Source organism: Streptomyces sp. NPDC093984 (assembly GCF_044764595.1).
Taxonomy (GTDB): Bacteria; Actinomycetota; Actinomycetes; order Streptomycetales; family Streptomycetaceae; genus Streptomyces; species Streptomyces cynarae.
On record NZ_JBIWIM010000001.1, the window covers coordinates 1,282,801 to 1,299,191 of the forward strand.

Sequence of the window (16,391 nt, forward strand, 5' to 3'; positions counted from 1 at the left end):
GCCCGCTCATCCCTTGAGCCCCGAGCTCGCCATGCCCTCCACCAGGAACCGCTGGAAGGCGAGGAAGAACAGCACGATCGGCAGCAGCGCGATCACCGACATCGCGAACATGGGGCCGAACGCCGAGGTGCTGGAGGCGTCCACGAACGACCTCAGCGCCAGCGTCAGCGTGAACTTCTCCGGCGAGAACAGGTAGATCAGCTGGGTGAAGAAGTCGTTCCATGTCCAGATGAAGGTGAAGATCGCCGTGGTGATCAGGGCGGGGCGCGTCAGCGGCAGGATCACCAGGAAGAAGGAGCGGAACGGCCCGCAGCCGTCGATCCGCGCCGCCTCCTCCAGCTCGCGCGGCAGCCCCCGCATGAACTGCACGATGAGGAAGACGAAGAACGCCTCCGTGGCCAGGAACTTGGGCAGGATCAGCGGCCAGTAGGTGTTCACCATGCCGAGCCTGTTGAAGATGATGTATTGCGGGATCAGCACGGCGTGGTGCGGCAGCATGATCGTGGCGATCATGAAGGCGAACAGCGGCCCGCGGAAGCGGAACCGCAGCCGGGCGAAGGCGTAAGCGGCCAGGGAGCAGGAGATGACGTTGCCGAGGACTGCGCCGCCCGCGATGAGCAGGGAGTTGCCGAGCAGCCGCCAGACGGAGACGTCGTTCACGCCGTCCAGGGCCGTCGTGTAGTTGGACCACTCGAGGTGGCTGGGCAGGAGGTTCAGGCTGGCGATGACCTCGTTCGCGGGCTTGAGCGAGGTCGCGAGCAGCCACGCCAGCGGGTAGAGCATCACCAGCAGCGCGGCCAGGCAACCGGCGTGCAGGGCCACCCGGCGCCAGGCGATCGGCCTGCGCGGGGCGGAGGCAGTCGTACTCATCGGTCCCCCTCGGAGGCGTAGAAGACCCAGGACCGCGAGGTGCGGAACAGCACCGCGGTGACCGCGCCGATCACCAGCAGCAGCACCCAGGCCATCGCGGAGGCGTAGCCCATGTGGGAGGCGACGAAGCCGCGGTCGTAGAGGTAGAGGGTGTAGAACAGGGTCGAGTCGGCGGGCCCGCCCTTGCCGGCGCTGACCGCGAAGGCGGGGGTGAAGACCTGGAAGGACTGGATGGTCTGGAGCACCAGGTTGAAGAAGATCACCGGGGACAGCATCGGCACGGTGATGGACAGGAACTGGCGCCACCGGCTCGCCCCGTCGACCTCGGCGGCCTCGTACAACTCCCCTGGGATCTGCTGGAGTCCGGCGAGGAAGATGACCATCGGCGCGCCGAACTGCCACACCGTCAGCAGCGCCACGGCGAGCAGGGCCCAGCCCGGCCGGGTGACCCAGCCGCCGGTGCCGAGGAGGTGGTCGACCGTGCCGCCGTCGTTGAAGATCGCCCGCCAGACGAGGGCGATCGACATGGAGGCGCCGAGCAGGGAGGGCGCGTAGAAGGCGGAGCGGTAGAAGCCCTTGGCGCGGCGCATGGACTTCAGCGCGAGGGCGACGACGAGGGCGACCCCGAGTTGCAGGGGGACGGCGATGACGACGTACGTCAGTGTGGCGACGACCGAGCGCCAGTAGCGCGGGTCCTCGGTGAACATCTGCGTGTAGTTGCGCAGGCCCACCCAGTGCGGCGGGTTGAACAGGTCGTAGTCGGTGAAGGAGAGGTAGAGCGAGACGGCCATCGGGAGCAGGGTGAGCACGGTCGCGCCGAGCACCCACGGGGACAGGAACACCCAGGCGGCGCCCTCGCGGCGGCGCTTCGGCCGGCTCGGGGCCGCGGGGCGCGTCCGGGGAACTCCCGTGGCCTGTACGTCGGTTGCCGTCATGACCTCAGCTCCGCCTTCGCCTCGGTGATGTAGTTCTTCGCCGCCTCGCGCGGCGACATCCGCTCGTACGACACCTGGTCGTAGTCGCGCTGGAAGGTGGTCTGCAGCGCGTTGTCGCCCGAGGGCGGCGCCTGCGGCGGGGCCTTGAGGTCGCCTTCGAGCGAGGACTGGTAGTCGGAGATGGTCCTGTCGAAGTCCTTGAGCGCGGGGGCCAGTTTGTCGCGGAGGGACTCGTTGACGGGGATGCCGCGGGCCGCGCCGAGGATGGCCCCGGCGTCGGGGTCGTCGATCATGAAGTCGATCAGCTCGGCGGCCTCCTTCGGGTGGGAGGTGTGCGCGGAGACGCCCATGAACATGGACGGTTTGAAGTACTGGCCGGGGGTGCCGTCCTCGCCCGACGGCATGGGCGCGAGCGCGATGCCGTCCGGGACGAGGGCGAGGAAACCGCTGGCGGGGGCGTCCCAGTTGACGTCGGACACGGCCTTGCCGCGGCCCAGCGGGGTGTTCTCCACCGAGCCGTCGAGCTGGGTGGTCTGCTCGGCGGGTGAGACGGCGCCCTCGCGGCGCAGCTTGTCGGTGAAGGTCCACCAGCGGGTCAGGTCGTCGGCTGTGAAGCCGAGCTTCCGGTCCTTGGTGTAGAGGGACTTGCCCTGGCCGCGCAGCCACACCTCGAAGGCGTCCTCGCTCTGCCCCGGGTCCGTTCCGCCGGGCTTGCCGGTCCTCTTCGCCAACTGCCGCATGGCGTCGGCCCACCGGCTCCACGTCCAGCCCTCGCGGGGAAGGGCGACACCGGACGCCTTCCACTCCTTGACGTCGTACACCATCGTCTCGGTGCCCCGCCCCTGCGGGATCGCGTACTGCTTGCCGTTCACCCTGCCGGTGGCGAGGAGTCCGGCGTCGATCTCCCCGGTGTCCAGGGCCGCCTTCTGGGTGCCGAGGTCGAGGAGGACGCCGCCGGAGGCGTACTGGTCGATCATGCGGTAGTCGAGTTGCATCACGTCGGGGGCGTCACCGCCGGCCGCCTGGGTGGCCAGCTTCTGCTTGTAGGCGTCGTAGCCGGAGAACGACGTCTGCACCCGGATGCCGGGGTGCCGTTTCTCGAAGAGCGCGATGGCCTTCTCGGTTCTCGCAGCGCGGTCCGGATTGCCCCACCAGGTGTAGCGGAGCACCGCTTTTCCGCCTGAGCCGCCGTCGCCGGTGCCCCCGCAGCCGGACAGCGCCGCGCACAGCGCCAGCACCACGGCCACTGAGCAGGACACCCTCGTCCTGTTTCCGGGCATGGGTCACCCCTCTCGCCAGAAAGCGCTTACACGCTTCAAGTGACCCTAGGTATGGTCCGGATGTCACAACAAGCCCTCTGCACCGCTTCCGTGGGACGGAGCCCGAGCATGTCTTCCGACACCGCACCTCGCCGCCGTGCCGCCGTCGTGGGTCTGGGCGCCCGCGCCCGGCTCTTCGTCGAGGCCCTGTCAGGCCCGTACGCCGACCGGATCGAACTGGCCGGCTTCTGCGACGTCAACGCCCACCGCATGGCCGTCCACAACGACTGGATCACCGCCGACCACCCCGGCCGGCCGCCCCTACCGGCGTACGGCGCCGAGGACTTCGAGCTGATGCTGCGCCGTGAGCGCATCGACCTGGTGGTGGTGTGCAGTGTGGACCGCACGCACGACCACTACATCGTGGCCGCCCTGGAGGCGGGCTGCGACGTGGTCACCGAGAAGCCGATGACGACGGACGCCGAGCGGGCCCGCCGCATCCTGGACACCCGGCGCCGCACCGGCCGCGAAATCCGGGTCGCTTTCAACTACCGCTACAACCCGGTGCATTCGACGGTACGGGAACTGCTGGCGGCCGGAGAGATCGGCGAAGTCGGCTCGGTGCACTTCGAGTGGCTGCTCGACCTGCGGCACGGCGCCGACTACTTCCGCCGCTGGCACCGGGAGAAGGCCAACTCCGGGGGGCTGATGGTGCACAAGGCGACGCACCACTTCGACCTGGTCAACTGGTGGCTGGGCTCCCGGCCCGAGACCGTCTTCGCGCAGGGCGGCCTCTTCTTCTACGGCGACGAGGCCGGCCGGCGCCGGGGCCTGGCCCGCCCCTACCGACGCGCCCACGGTTCCCCGGCGGCCGACGGCGACCCCTTCGCGCTGCGCCTCGCGGACTCGCCGGTGCTCAGCGCGCTGTACCTGGACGGGGAGCGGGAGGACGGCTACCACCGGGACCAGAACGTCTTCGGTCCGGGTGTGACCATCGAGGACGACATGGCGGTCCTGGTGCGCTACGCGTCCGGCGCGACCCTGACGTACCACCTCACCGCGTACGCGCCCTGGGAGGGCTACCGCATCGCCTTCAACGGCAGCGAGGGGCGGCTGGAGCTGCTGGTCGAGGAGTCCACGTGGTCGCCGCGCGGGACGCGGGACGGCGTCACCGGCCCGGTGCTGCACGGAGCCGAGACCGACGCGCGGGCGGGGCGGACCGAGCTGCTGCTGCGCCGGTTCTGGGAGCGGCCACGCGAGCTGAAGGTGGCTACCGGCGAGGGCGGGCACGGCGGTGGGGACGTGCGGATGCTGGCGGACCTGTTCGGCGAGCGCGCCGAGGACCCGCTGGGGCGGGCGGCGGACGCCACGGACGGGGCACGCTCCCTGGTGACGGGGCTGGCCGCGAACCGGTCGTTCGAGACCGGACTGCCCGTACGCGCACGGGAGTTGATGGACGTCTGAGCCGAATCCGAGCTGAATCCCCCGACAGGGAGTGCGATGGACGCCTGGATGACGCGCATGGGCAGCGGATGCGCGTACGCCGCCCGTAAGTCCGCCCTTGCCGTACGTACGTGCGGCAACGGTAGGGCCCCGACGCGCCGCCCGGCGGTCGCGGACCCGCGCCCGTACGATCCCCCGGTGGTCCTCTTCCGGCTCGAACGCCTCACCCCGCTCCCGGTCGAGCAGGCCTGGCTCCGGCTCACGGACTGGCCGCGCCACGCCGACGTGGTGCCGCTGACCCGCGTCACGGTGCTGACACCCGGGCCGACGGGCGTGGGCACGGTGTTCGTGGCCCGCTCGGGCGTCGGACCACTGGCCTTCGACGACCCGATGGAAGTGGTCGACTGGCGGCCGCCGACGCGGTGCCGCATGGTCAAACGGGGCGGTGTCGTCACCGGCTGGGCGGAGTTCGAGGTGCGCCCGCACGGGGACGCGGGCTCACGCGTGGTGTGGCGGGAGGAGATCGCCGTACGCCGCCTGCCGGGGCTCTTCGACCCGCCGCTCGGGTGGCTGGCCCGACGGATGTTCGGGCGTGCGGTGGACGGCCTGCTCCGGCCGGATCCGGACCCCGGTGCCGGTGGCGGCGTCTACAGTCCTCCGTCATGACCGACGCCACACACCTGGAGACCACCCGGGCGTCCTACGACACCGTCGCCGTGGACTACGACCGACTGCTCCGCAACGCCCTGGACGAAAGCCCCTTCGACCGGGCCATGCTGGGCGTGTTCGCCGAGCGGGTGCTGGCCGCCGGTGGCGGGCCCGTCGGGGACCTGGGGTGCGGGCCGGGACGGGTGACGAGCTATCTGGACAAGCTCGGGCTCGACGCCTTCGGGGTCGACCTGTCCCCGGGGATGGTCGCCGTGGCCCGGCGCGCCCACCCCGCACTGCGGTTCGAGGTGGGGTCGATGACCGACCTCGACATCGAGGACGGCTCGCTCGCGGGCGCCCTCGCCTGGTACTCCACGGTGCACACCCCACCCCGGGAACTGCCCGTGGTGTTCAGGGAGTTCCACCGGGTGCTGGCGCCCGGCGGCCACCTCCTGATGGCCTTCAAGGTCGGCGACGTACGCAGTCACCTGGACCACGCGTACGGGCACGACCTGTCCCTCGACGTCTACCGCTTCCGGCCCGAGTACGTCTCCGAGCTGCTGACGGACACCGGTTTCGAGGAGATCGCCCGGCTCGTACGCGCCGCCGAAGGCTGGGAGAAGTCCCCGCAGGGATACCTCCTCGTCCGTAAGAACGCCGGGTAGCGGGAAGGCCGGGAGCATGTCCGACTTCTCCGTGCGGGACTTCTACGACCGGCTGGCCCGCGACTACCACCTGATCTTCGCGGACTGGGACACGAGCATGGCGCACCAGGCCGAGGCACTGGACGGGCTGTTCCGCCGGCACCTCGGAGCGGGGCCGTACCAGGTCCTGGACTGCTCCTGCGGGATCGGGACCCAGGCGATCGGGCTGGCCCTGGCCGGGCACCGGGTCGTCGGCAGCGACCTGAGCCCCGTCGCCGCCGCACGCGCGGCCACCGAGGCGGCCACCCGTGGCGCCGGTCTCGCGGCGGCTGCCGCGGACATGCGTCTGCTGCCCTTCCGGCCGTCGGTCTTCGACGTCGTCGTCTGCGCCGACAACTCGCTCCCGCACCTGCTCACCGCGCAGGACGTCGAGGCCGCGCTCCTCGGCATCCGACGGGTGCTCCGGGACGACGGGCTGCTGGTGATCACGGTCCGGGACTACGACGAGGCCCGCCGGGACAGACCCACGGCGACACCGGCCCGCGTCACGGAGACCCCCGACGGCCAGGTGATCACCTTTCAGCTCTGGCACTGGCACGAGGACGGCGAGCGCTACGACCTGGAGCACTTCCAGCTGGTCCCCGAAGGGAACACCTGGGACGTCCGGGTCCGCCGGACCACGTACTGGGCGCTGACCCGCGCACAGCTGACGGAATTCGTCGCAGAGGCCGGCTTCACCGGCATCACCTGGCACACCCCGGCCCTCAGCGGGTACTACCAGCCCGTCCTCACCGCACGGTGCGCGCCCTGTGGCTGATGACCAGGGACGCGCGGCCGGTCAGGCCACCGACCCGATCCGCCCGGCCGGCGCCGGTGCCGTGTCGTGGTGGATCGGGGTGTGGGCGCCGGTGAGGGAGACACCGCTGCCGCCCCGCCGGTTCGCGACGATCTCCGCCGCGATCGACAGGGCCGTCTCCTCGGGTGTGCGGGCGCCGAGGTCCAGGCCTATGGGGGACCTCAGGCGCGCCAGCTCCAGTTCGGTGACGCCGACCGCGCGCAGGCGCTTGTTGCGGTCCAGATGGGTGCGGCGGGAGCCCATCGCGCCGACGTACGCGACCGGGAGGCGCAGTGCCAGCTTCAGCAGCGGTACGTCGAACTTGGCGTCGTGGGTCAGGACGCACAGCACCGTGCGGGCGTCGACGTCCGTGCGCTCCAGGTACCGGTGCGGCCACTCGACGACGATCTCGTCGGCCTCGGGGAAGCGGGTGCGGGTGGCGAAGACGGGCCGGGCGTCGCACACGGTGACCCGGTAGCCGAGGAACTTGCCGATGCGGACCAGTGCGGAGGCGAAGTCGATCGCTCCGAACACGATCATCCGGGGCGGCGGAACGGACGACTCCACCAGTACCGTGAGCGGCGCTCCGCAGCGTGACCCCCGCTCTCCGATCTCCAGGGCGCCGGTGCGTCCGGCCTCCAGGAAGGCGCCCGCCTCGGCGGCCGCCGTGCGGTCCAGCTCCGGGTGGGCGTCGAAGCCGCCCTCGTACCTGCCGTCGGGGTGGACCAGCAGCGCCTTGCCGAGCAGCTCCGCCGGGCCCGACGCGATCCGTGCCACCGCCGCCGCCCGCCCCTGCGCCGCGGCGGCCAGCGCGGCGGCGAGCACCGGGCGGGCGGGGTCGGCCGCCCGGAGGGGGGTGACCAGGATGTCGATGACGCCGCCGCAGGTCAGGCCCACGGCGAAGGCGTCCTCGTCGCTGTATCCGAAGCGCTCCAGAACGGTTTGGCCGTCCTCGAGCGCCTGCCGGCACAGCTCGTACACCGCGCCCTCCACGCAACCGCCGGAGACCGAGCCGATCGCCGTGCCCTCGGCGTCCACCGCGAGGGCCGCGCCCGGCTGCCGGGGGGCGCTGCCGCCGACCGCCACCACGGTGGCCACGGCGAAGTCGCGGCCCTGCTCGACCCACCGGGTCAGCTCCTCGGCGATGTCCAACATCTCTCGGTCTCCTTGACAGCGGTTGCGAAGAGGGTCCCTCGGACAAGCGGCTAGCGCACGCCCAGCCAGCCCTCGATCGGGTGGAGGGCGAAGTAGATCAGGAACACCACCGTCAGGCCCCACATGAAGGCGCCGGTCTCCCGCGCCCTGCCCTGGGCGGTCTTGATGGCGACGTAGGAGACGACACCCGCGGCGACACCGGTGGTGATGGTGTACGTGAACGGCATCAGGACCACGGTCAGGAAGACCGGGATCGCGGTGGCGCGGTCGGCCCAGTCCACATGGCGGGCGTTCATCAGCATCATCGCGCCGATCACCACCAGGGCGGCGGAGGCCACCTCCTGGGGGACGATCGCCGTCAGCGGGGTGAAGAACAGGCACGCCGCGAAGAGCAGGCCGGTGACGACGGAGGCGAGGCCCGTGCGGGCGCCCTCGCCCACGCCCGTGGCGGACTCGATGAACACCGTCTGGCCCGAGCCGCCCGCCGCGCCGCCGATCGCACCGCCCGCGCCGTCGATGAACAGCGCCTTGGACAGGCCCGGCATCCGGCCCCTGTCGTCGGCGAGCCCGGCCTCCGTGCCCACGCCGATGACGGTGGCCATCGCGTCGAAGAAACCGGCCAGCACGAGGGTGAAGACGATCATCCCGACCGTCATGGCGCCGACCTTGTCCAAGCCGCCGAACTCCACGTGCCCGAAGAGCGAGAAGTCGGGCATCGAGACGGCGCCGCCGTGCAGTTCGGGTGCTCCGCTCGCCCAGGCGTCGGCCCTGATGACGCCCGCCGCGTTCAGCACGGCCGCCACGACCGTGCCGCCGACGATGCCGATGAGGATGGCGCCCGGGACGCCCCGGGCCTGGAGCATGAAGACGAGGAGGAGGGTGCCGGCGAACAGCAGGACCGGCCAGCCGGTCAGCTGGCCCGCCGGGCCGAGGGTGACCGGGGTGGCCTTGCCCTGGTGCACGAAGCCGGACTTGTAGAAGCCGATCAGGGCGATGAACAGGCCGATGCCCATCGTGATCCCGTGCTTCAGCGCCGGCGGGATCGCGTTCATGATCATCTCGCGCAGGCCGGTGACGACCAGGAGCATGATGACCACGCCGTAGATCACGCACATGCCCATGGCCTGCGGCCAGGTCATCTGCGGGGCGACCTGGGAGGAGAGGACACCGGAGACGGAGAGGCCGGCGGCGAGGGCGAGCGGCACCTTCCCGACGAGACCCATCAGCAGCGTGGTGAGGGCCGCCGCGAACGCGGTCGCGGTGATCACGACCTTCTGGCCGAGGGTGTCGCCCGCGGCGTCCTTGCCGGACAGGACGAGCGGGTTGAGCAGGAGGATGTACGCCATCGCCATGAAGGTGGTGATGCCGCCGCGGACCTCGCGGGCGAGCGTGGATCCCCGCGTGGATATGTGGAAGTACCGGTCGAGCCAGGGCCGGCTGCCTGCCGGGACGGGGGGTTCCGTGCCGGCGTCTTCGGCTGTGGGCCTGGGCTCGACTGAGGGGTGGGTCATGGGGCCGTCTCCCAAGTTTCATAGGGGGTTGGGATCTGCACGACCCGGGGGACGGCCCGAGACGAACGGGGGTGTTGCGGTGGTGCGACCGGCGCCGGGGTGGCCGTTGGCCGAGCTGTTGCGCGGCGCCGGGGTTCCTCCCCCAAGCTCTTCGAGCAGGGGGTACCCCGGCGCCCACCCGTGCCGGCCTGGGGGTCCCCCCAGGCCGTCGAGGCACTGGGGGAGGCACGACTGCCCGCAACGGCGGACGCGCCGTGTTACGCCGTGCCCGTGAGGTGTTCGGGACGTACCGGCGTCCTGTTCAGCTCCAACCCCGTCGCGTTGCGGATCGCCGCGAGCACGGCCGGAGTCGATGACAGCGTCGGTGCCTCGCCCACGCCGCGCAGGCCGTACGGGGCGTGGTCGTCGGCGAGTTCCAGGACGTCCACCGGGATCGTCGGCGTGTCCAGGATCGTCGGGATCAGGTAGTCCGTGAACGACGGGTTCTTCACCTTCGCCGTCTTCGGGTCGACGACGATCTCCTCCATGACCGCGATGCCCAGTCCCTGGGTCGTACCGCCCTGGATCTGACCGATCACGGACAGCGGGTTGAGCGCCTTGCCGACGTCCTGGGCGCAGGCCAGTTCGATGACCTTGACCAGGCCCAGCTCGGTGTCGACCTCCACCACGGCGCGGTGCGCGGCGAAGGAGTACTGGACGTGGCCGTTGCCCTGGCCGGTGCGCAGGTCGAAGGGCTCGGTCGGGCGGTGCCGCCACTCGCGCTCGATCTCCACGACCTCGTCGCCGAGGACGTCCACCAGGTCGGCGAGCACCTCTCCCCCGTCGGTGACGACCTTGCCGCCCTCCAGCAGCAGCTCCGCCGTCGCCCAAGCCGGGTGGTACGACCCGAACTTGCGGCGCCCGATCTCCAGGACCTTCTCGCGGACCAGCTCGCAGGCGTTCCTCACGGCGCCCCCGGTGACGTACGTCTGCCGGGACGCGGACGTCGAACCGGCCGACCCGACCTGCGTGTCCGCCGGGTTGATCGTCACCTGGGCGATGCCCAGCTCGGTGCGGGCGATCTGCGCGTGGACGGTGACGCCGCCCTGGCCGACCTCCGCCATCGCCGTGTGCACGGTGGCGACGGGTTCTCCCGCGATGACCTCCATGCGGACCCTGGCGGTGGAGTAGTCGTCGAAGCCCTCGGAGAAGCCGACGTTCTTGATGCCGACCGCGTAGCCCACACCGCGTACGACGCCTTCGCCGTGCGTGGTGTTGGACAGGCCGCCGGGCAGTTGCCGTACGTCCGCGCCCTCGGAGCTCTCCCACTGGCGCTCCGGCGGCAGGGGCATCGCCTTGACGCGGCGCAGGAGTTCGGCGACCGGCGCCGGGGAGTCGACCACCTGGCCGGTGGGCATGACCGCGCCCTGGGACATCGCGTTGCGCTGCCGGAACTCCACCGGGTCCATGCCGAGCCTCGCGGCGAGCTTGTCCATCTGCGCCTCGTAGGCGAAGCACGCCTGGACCGCGCCGAAGCCGCGCATGGCGCCGCAGGGCGGGTTGTTGGTGTAGAGGGCGATGGCCTCGATGTCGACGTCGTCGACGACGTAGGGGCCGACCCCGAGCGAGGAGGCGTTGCCGACGACCGCCGGGGAGGAGGACGCGTAGGCGCCGCCGTCGAGGACGATCCGGCACTTCACATGGGTGAGCTTGCCGTCCTTCGTCGCGCCGTGCTCGTAGTACAGCTTCGCCGGGTGGCGGTGGACGTGCCCGAAGAAGGATTCGAACCGGTTGTAGACGATCTTGACCGGCTTCCTGGTGCGCAGGGCGAGCAGACAGGCGTGGATCTGCATCGACAGGTCCTCGCGACCGCCGAAGGCGCCGCCGACACCGGCCAGGGTCATCCGGACCTTGTCCTCGGGCAGGCCCAGGACGGGTGCGATCTGGCGGAGGTCGGCGTGCAGCCACTGGGTGGCGACGTAGAGGTCCACGCCGCCGTCCTCGGCGGGGACCGCGAGACCGGACTCGGGGCCGAGGAAGGCCTGGTCCTGCATGCCGAAGTGGTATTCGCCCTCGACGACGACGTCGGCCCGCCCGCGTGCCGTCGCCACGTCGCCGCGGACGATGGGCTGACGGTGGACGATGTTCGGGTGCGGGACGTGGGCGGTGTGGTGATCCGTGCGGTTGCCGTGGACGAGGATCGCGTCCGGGGCGAGCGCGGAGGCCTCGTCCGTGATGACCGGGAGTTCGCGGTAGTCCACCTTGATCTTGGCGGCGGCGCGGCGTGCGGTCTCCGGGTGGTCGGCGGCGACGATCGCGACGGGCTCGCCGTGGTGGCGCACCTTGCCGTGGGCGAGGACCGGGGTGTCCTGGACCTCCAGGCCGTAGTTCCTCACGTCGGTCGGCAGGTCGTCGTAGGTCATGACGGCGTGGACGCCGGGTGTGGCCAGGGCCTCGCTGGTGTCGATCGACACGATCTCGGCGTGAGCGACCGTGGAGCGCAGGATGTGGCCCCAGAGCATGTCCTCGTGCCACATGTCGGACGAGTACGCGAACTCGCCGGTGACCTTGAGCGTGCCGTCCGGGCGGAGCGTGGACTCGCCGATGCCGCCCTTGGTCCGCGAACCCTGTGTGATCTTCGTGGGAACACCGTTGGCTGCCATGGTCAGACCCCCTCGGACTGCCGGGCGGCCGCCAGGCGGACCGCGTCCATGATCTTCTCGTAGCCGGTGCAGCGGCACAGGTTGCCGGACAGGGCCTCGCGGATGTCCGCGTCGGTCGGGTTCGGGTTGCGCTCCAGCATCTCGTCGGCGGCGACCAGCAGGCCGGGCGTGCAGAAGCCGCACTGGACGGCGCCGGCGTCGATGAACGCCTGCTGGATGGGAGAGAGCGCCGCGCGCGGGGACGAGCCGGTTCCCTCGCCGGTCTGCGGGTCGGTGCCCTTGGGCTGCCAACGCTTGGCCTCGTCCAGAGACGTACCGCACGCCCCCGTCCCGCAGGACCGCTGCTCGGCGTAGTCCGCGAGCCCCTCGACCGTGACGACCTCGCGGCCCTCCACCTGCCCGGCCGCGACCAGACACGAACACACCGGCACGCCGTCCAGGCGGACCGTGCACGAGCCGCACTCGCCCTGTTCGCAGGCGTTCTTGGAGCCCGGCAGGCCCAGCCGTTCGCGCAGCACGTACAGCAGGGACTCGCCCTCCCAGACGTCGTCGGCCTCCTGCGGGCGTCCGTTGACCGTGAAGTTGACGCGCATCACGCAGCTCCCTTCGAGGTGCGGCGGGTGCCGCGGTACGACTCCCAGGTCCAGGTCAGCGTGCGGCGGGCCATGACCCCGACCGCGTGGCGGCGGTAGCTCGCGGTGCCCCGGACGTCGTCGATCGGGTTGCAGGCGGCGGCGCACAGCTGCGCGAACTGCTGGGCGACGGAAGGGGTGATGATTTCGCCGTTGTCCCAGAAGCCGCCCTCCTCCAGGGCCGCGTTCAGGAACTCCTCGGCGGCCTTGGCCCGCACGGGCGTGGGCGCGGCGGAGCCGATGCCGGTGCGGACCGTGCGGGACTCGGGGTGCAGGGCGAGCCCGAAGGCGCACACCGCGATCACCATGGCGTTGCGGGTGCCGACCTTGGAGTACTGCTGGGGGCCGTCGGCCTTCTTGATGTGGACGGCGCGGATCAGCTCGTCGGGGGCGAGCGCGTTGCGCTTGACGCCGGTGTAGAAGGCGTCGATCGGGATGAGGCGGGTGCCGCGGGCCGCGGACTCGACCTCGACCTCGGCGCCCGCCGCGAGCAGGGCCGGGTGGGCGTCGCCGGCCGGGGAGGCCGTGCCGAGGTTGCCGCCGACGCCGCCGCGGTTGCGGATCTGCGGGGAGGCCACCGTGTGGGAGGCGAGGGCCAGGCCCGGCAGCTCGGCCCGCAGGTTCTCCATGATCTTGGTGTAGGGGACCGAGGCGCCGAGGCGCACGCTGTCCTCGCCGACCTCCCACTCGTAGAGATCGCCGATGCGAGTGAGGTCCATCAGATGCTCGGGCCGCCGGTGGTCGAAGTTGATCTCGACCATCACATCGGTGCCACCCGCGATCGGTACGGCGCTCGGGTGCTCGGCCTTGGCGGCGAGCGCCTCGTCCCAGCTTGCGGGGCGAAGGAAATCCATGACCGGCTCTCTTCTTCGTCTCGTGGGCGGTACGGATCGAGCCATATCCGGTGCGGCGGGCCCGGCTCGTTCAAGTGCTGTTCACGGGGAGTGCAGTCAGTACACCGCCGGGTACTCCAACGGGGTCAGTCACCGAAAACATGAAGGAGTTGGCTGGTGAGGGCGGCCATCTTGTAGATTCATATGAACGGAGGCCGTCCGTAACCTCTCCGGTTTCCCCTGGAAACACGACGCACCGGCGGCGGCAGCCGCGAGTACGGCTTCCGAAAAGCCCGGGCCAACGCCTTGGCCGACCGACCATGGATTTCCGGACAAGAACGGCGGCAACGACACATGCGGCTGCGCGCACTGCTGAACACCGACGCGCTGGGGCTGCGGCTGCTCGGCGGCGAGGACGAGCTCGACCGTGCCGTGCGCGGTGTGATGACCACGGACCTGAAGGACCCCAGCCGGTACCTCTCCGGCGGTGAACTGGTCCTCACGGGCCTGGCCTGGCGGCACGACCCCGCCGACTCCGAGCCCTTCGTGCGGATCCTGACCAGCGCCGGCGTGGCCGCGCTCGCCGCGGGCGAGGCGGAGCTCGGTGACGTCCCGGACGACCTGATCGTGGCGTGCGCCCGGCACCGGCTGCCGCTGTTCGCCGTCCACGAGTCGGTGGCGTTCGCCACGATCACCGAGCACGTCGTACGGCAGGTGTCCGGCGAGCGGGCCGGGGACCTGGCGGCCGTGGTGGATCGGCACCGGCGGATGATGACCCCCGGCCCGGCGGGGGGCGGCCCGGACGTCGTCCTGGACCTGCTCCACTCCGACCTGGACCTGCGGGCCTGGGTGCTCTCCCCCACCGGCCTGCCCATCGCCGGGCCGACGCCGGGTCTCGCCGCGGACGTGTGCGCCAGGCTGGCGGCCGAGCATCTGGCGGCGACGCGCACCGGGCGCCGGGCACCGCACCGGGTGACGCTGGGCGCGACGACGTACTCCCTCTTCCCGATCCGCGGCAGCAGCCGGACCGGCGGCGCCTCGCGGGACGTGCGCGAGACGGTGCTGTCCGACTGGCTGCTCGCGGTCGAGGCGGACGCCGGGGACTGGGCCGAGGAGCGGCTGGACCTGCTGCACGGCGTCACCCAGCTGATCGCGGTCGAACGGGACCGGCGCGACGCGGCGCGCACGGTGCGGCGGCGGCTCGCGCAGGAGGTACTGGAGCTGGTGCAGACGGGAGCCGCGCCCGCCGAGATCGCGGCCCGGCTGCGGGTCGCCGCACCCGTGCTGCTGCCGGGGCTCGGGGCGGCGCCGCACTGGCAGGTCGTGGTGGCCCGGGTCGAGTGGGACGGCGGGGAGGTCGAGAGCGGGCCGGTCGCCCAGGCGCTGCTGGAGGAGATCCTCCTCGACGCCCTCCCCGGCTCTTCGGACAAGGGGTACCTCGGGTCCAGCGGCCCGGAGCACTCCGACCGCATCGCGGTGGCCCACACCGGGGACGAGGCGATCGCGCTCGTGCCGCTTCCGTCCGTGTCCTCCGAGCAGGACGGTTCCGAGCAGGGCGTCCTGGCCGACGCCCTGCTTCAGGCCGTACGGGAGCCGCTGTCCGCGGGCCTCGCCGACGACGGCCGGCTCACGCTGGGCGTCAGCGCCGCGGTGCACTCGGCAGAGGGGCTGCGCGGCGCCCTGGAGGAGGCGCGACACGCCCGCCGGGTCGCCGCCGCCCGCCCGGGCCGGGTGTGCGCGGCCGGCCACCAGGAGCTGGCCTCGCACGTGCTGCTGCTGCCGTTCGTCCCGGACGACGTGCGCCGCGCCTTCACGGCCCGTCTGCTGGATCCGCTGCGCGACTACGACCGCCGGCACCGCGCCGAGCTGATCCCGACCCTGGAGGCGTTCCTGGAGTGCGACGGCTCCTGGACCCGTTGCGCGACCCGGCTCCACCTGCACGTCAACACGCTGCGCTACCGGGTGGGGCGCATCGAGCAGTTGACGAGCCGGGACCTCTCGCGCCTGGAGGACAAGCTCGATTTCTTCCTCGCGTTGCGCATGAGCTGAGGTCAGGGCGGTGGTGCACCGGTGGCCCCACCGGCCGCCGCTGTCCCGCGACTTTGTGAAATCCTTCACCCACCCTCTTGGCCCCGCGCCGCGATTGGTGCTGGAATGCCGCCACCACCTAAAGCTCGATGGCGTGCTCGGGAGGGCAATGTGGCGCATACCGCCATGTCTGGTACCGGAACGACCGCAGCTGACGATCCACTCCAGACCGCGGTATGGCGGCTGCGCTCGCGCGCCTGCTGGGCAGACGCGGCGGCCCTCCTCCAGCCGGAGACGGCCGAGGCGTCCCTCCAGCGGGCCGCGCTGCTGGTCGAGCGGTGCCTGTACACGGAGCAGGGCTGGGAGGAGGCCGAGGACGCGCTGCGCACGGCCGAGGCGCAGGCCCACAGCGACGAGGAGCGGGGCGCGGCCGCTTGTGAACGCGGGCAGCTTGCGTACGCGGCCACGCTGCACGGTGTACGAGACCGGGCGGACGAGGCGCGGGCGGCGCTGGGCCGGGCCGCCGCGCTGCTGCCGCCGGGTGCGCCGGGACGGGCGCTGCTGGACTTCCGCCGCGGACTGCTCTCCGAGAACCTGGCCCGCTCCCCGCAGGCGGCCCGTGCGGCCTACCGGCGCGCCCACGCGGGCGCCGCCGCGCACGGCGACGCGCTGCTGCTCTCCTTCACCTGGCGGCACCTGGCGGGGCTCGCCCTGCGGGACGGCGAGGTGGCGGAGGCACGGCACGGCTTCGCCGAGTCGCTGCGGATCCGCGAGGAGCTGGGGTACCTCGTCGGTACGGCACCGGCGCTGGCGTCGCTCGCGGACGCGGAGTCCGAACCGGAGGCGTCCCGGCTGCGCGCGGAGGCCGGGAGGCTGTTCCGGCTGCTGGGGGGCGTGCCGACGTGGCTGGCGCGGCAGTTGGCGCCGGTGAAGTCGGCTGCTTCATAGAGGTTTGC

Annotated in this window: 14 protein-coding genes; 6 read left to right on the plus strand and 8 right to left on the minus strand. The window is 71.8% G+C overall.

What is annotated here, in order from left to right; all coding sequences use genetic code 11:
• Window positions 1-6: 6 nt before the first annotated feature.
• From ACIRC0_RS05785 to ACIRC0_RS05795, 3 genes are read right to left on the minus strand one after another with little or no spacing between them, the layout of a single operon-like run.
• Entirely contained in the window at window positions 7-870 is an 864-nt protein-coding gene (locus ACIRC0_RS05785) for a carbohydrate ABC transporter permease (protein ID WP_403611675.1), read from the minus strand.
• Window positions 867-1,805, minus strand: a complete 939-nt coding sequence (locus ACIRC0_RS05790) for a carbohydrate ABC transporter permease (protein WP_403611678.1) — start codon at window positions 1,803-1,805, stop codon at window positions 867-869. The genes ACIRC0_RS05785 and ACIRC0_RS05790 overlap by 4 nt, the downstream gene beginning before the upstream one ends.
• Window positions 1,802-3,085 carry an ABC transporter substrate-binding protein gene (locus ACIRC0_RS05795; protein ID WP_403611681.1) on the minus strand — a complete coding sequence of 428 codons (1,284 nt, stop codon included), beginning with the start codon at window positions 3,083-3,085 and terminating at the stop codon, window positions 1,802-1,804. Before ACIRC0_RS05795 ends, ACIRC0_RS05790 begins: the two co-directional genes overlap by 4 nt.
• Before the next feature lie 108 nt (window positions 3,086-3,193).
• Between ACIRC0_RS05795 and ACIRC0_RS05800 the strand changes: the two genes are divergently transcribed.
• The 4 genes from ACIRC0_RS05800 (at window position 3,194) to ACIRC0_RS05815 (ending at window position 6,616) form a co-directional block, all read left to right on the plus strand.
• Entirely contained in the window at window positions 3,194-4,528 is a 1,335-nt protein-coding gene (locus tag ACIRC0_RS05800; protein WP_403611684.1) for a Gfo/Idh/MocA family protein, read from the plus strand.
• Window positions 4,529-4,705: 177 nt separating this feature from the next.
• Window positions 4,706-5,173, plus strand: a complete 468-nt coding sequence (locus ACIRC0_RS05805; RefSeq protein ID WP_403611686.1) for an SRPBCC family protein — start codon at window positions 4,706-4,708, stop codon at window positions 5,171-5,173.
• Complete coding sequence (locus tag ACIRC0_RS05810) at window positions 5,170-5,820, plus strand: class I SAM-dependent DNA methyltransferase (protein WP_403611689.1); 651 nt, start codon at window positions 5,170-5,172, stop codon at window positions 5,818-5,820. The genes ACIRC0_RS05805 and ACIRC0_RS05810 overlap by 4 nt, the downstream gene beginning before the upstream one ends.
• A 16-nt stretch (window positions 5,821-5,836) precedes the next feature.
• Complete coding sequence (locus ACIRC0_RS05815; RefSeq protein WP_403611692.1) at window positions 5,837-6,616, plus strand: class I SAM-dependent methyltransferase; 780 nt, start codon at window positions 5,837-5,839, stop codon at window positions 6,614-6,616.
• A 21-nt stretch (window positions 6,617-6,637) separates the two neighbouring features.
• Here the strand turns inward: ACIRC0_RS05815 and ACIRC0_RS05820 are convergent, their stop codons facing one another.
• From ACIRC0_RS05820 to ACIRC0_RS05840, 5 genes are all read right to left on the minus strand, one after another.
• Window positions 6,638-7,789, minus strand: a complete 1,152-nt coding sequence (locus ACIRC0_RS05820; RefSeq protein ID WP_403611695.1) for an XdhC family protein — start codon at window positions 7,787-7,789, stop codon at window positions 6,638-6,640.
• Window positions 7,790-7,839: 50 nt separating this feature from the next.
• A complete protein-coding gene (locus ACIRC0_RS05825; RefSeq protein WP_403611698.1) occupies window positions 7,840-9,300 on the minus strand; it encodes an NCS2 family permease in 1,461 nt (486 codons plus the stop codon).
• 257 nt (window positions 9,301-9,557) lie between these two features.
• The gene (locus ACIRC0_RS05830) at window positions 9,558-11,942 is read right to left on the minus strand and encodes a xanthine dehydrogenase family protein molybdopterin-binding subunit (protein ID WP_403611701.1); all 2,385 of its coding nucleotides are present in this window, start codon (window positions 11,940-11,942) and stop codon (window positions 9,558-9,560) included.
• A 2-nt stretch (window positions 11,943-11,944) separates the two neighbouring features.
• Window positions 11,945-12,535: a (2Fe-2S)-binding protein gene (locus ACIRC0_RS05835; protein ID WP_403611704.1), complete on the minus strand. Its 591-nt coding sequence runs from the start codon at window positions 12,533-12,535 to the stop codon at window positions 11,945-11,947.
• Window positions 12,535-13,428, minus strand: coding sequence for an FAD binding domain-containing protein (locus ACIRC0_RS05840; RefSeq protein WP_403611707.1), 894 nt, complete (start codon window positions 13,426-13,428; stop codon window positions 12,535-12,537). Before ACIRC0_RS05840 ends, ACIRC0_RS05835 begins: the two co-directional genes overlap by 1 nt.
• 333 nt (window positions 13,429-13,761) lie before the next feature.
• Here ACIRC0_RS05840 and ACIRC0_RS05845 point away from each other — a divergent pair, with 333 nt between their 5' ends.
• Together ACIRC0_RS05845 and ACIRC0_RS05850 are read left to right on the plus strand one after the other, a co-directional pair.
• Window positions 13,762-15,456, plus strand: coding sequence for a PucR family transcriptional regulator (locus ACIRC0_RS05845; protein WP_403611709.1), 1,695 nt, complete (start codon window positions 13,762-13,764; stop codon window positions 15,454-15,456).
• A gap of 150 nt (window positions 15,457-15,606) precedes the next feature.
• On the plus strand, window positions 15,607-16,383 hold the full coding sequence (locus ACIRC0_RS05850; RefSeq protein WP_403611712.1) for a hypothetical protein: 777 nt from the start codon (window positions 15,607-15,609) through the stop codon (window positions 16,381-16,383).
• Window positions 16,384-16,391: the final 8 nt, after the last annotated feature.

Coding starts and splice junctions, on each gene's coding strand:
- ACIRC0_RS05845 (WP_403611709.1), top strand. CDS start 13,762: ATGCGGCTGCGCGCACTGCTGAACACCGACGCGCTGGGGCTGCGGCTG.
- ACIRC0_RS05825 (WP_403611698.1), bottom strand. CDS start 9,300: ATGACCCACCCCTCAGTCGAGCCCAGGCCCACAGCCGAAGACGCCGGC.
- ACIRC0_RS05800 (WP_403611684.1), top strand. CDS start 3,194: ATGTCTTCCGACACCGCACCTCGCCGCCGTGCCGCCGTCGTGGGTCTG.
- ACIRC0_RS05840 (WP_403611707.1), bottom strand. CDS start 13,428: ATGGATTTCCTTCGCCCCGCAAGCTGGGACGAGGCGCTCGCCGCCAAG.
- ACIRC0_RS05835 (WP_403611704.1), bottom strand. CDS start 12,535: ATGCGCGTCAACTTCACGGTCAACGGACGCCCGCAGGAGGCCGACGAC.
- ACIRC0_RS05785 (WP_403611675.1), bottom strand. CDS start 870: ATGAGTACGACTGCCTCCGCCCCGCGCAGGCCGATCGCCTGGCGCCGG.
- ACIRC0_RS05830 (WP_403611701.1), bottom strand. CDS start 11,942: ATGGCAGCCAACGGTGTTCCCACGAAGATCACACAGGGTTCGCGGACC.
- ACIRC0_RS05820 (WP_403611695.1), bottom strand. CDS start 7,789: ATGTTGGACATCGCCGAGGAGCTGACCCGGTGGGTCGAGCAGGGCCGC.
- ACIRC0_RS05795 (WP_403611681.1), bottom strand. CDS start 3,085: ATGCCCGGAAACAGGACGAGGGTGTCCTGCTCAGTGGCCGTGGTGCTG.
- ACIRC0_RS05790 (WP_403611678.1), bottom strand. CDS start 1,805: ATGACGGCAACCGACGTACAGGCCACGGGAGTTCCCCGGACGCGCCCC.
- ACIRC0_RS05810 (WP_403611689.1), top strand. CDS start 5,170: ATGACCGACGCCACACACCTGGAGACCACCCGGGCGTCCTACGACACC.
- ACIRC0_RS05815 (WP_403611692.1), top strand. CDS start 5,837: ATGTCCGACTTCTCCGTGCGGGACTTCTACGACCGGCTGGCCCGCGAC.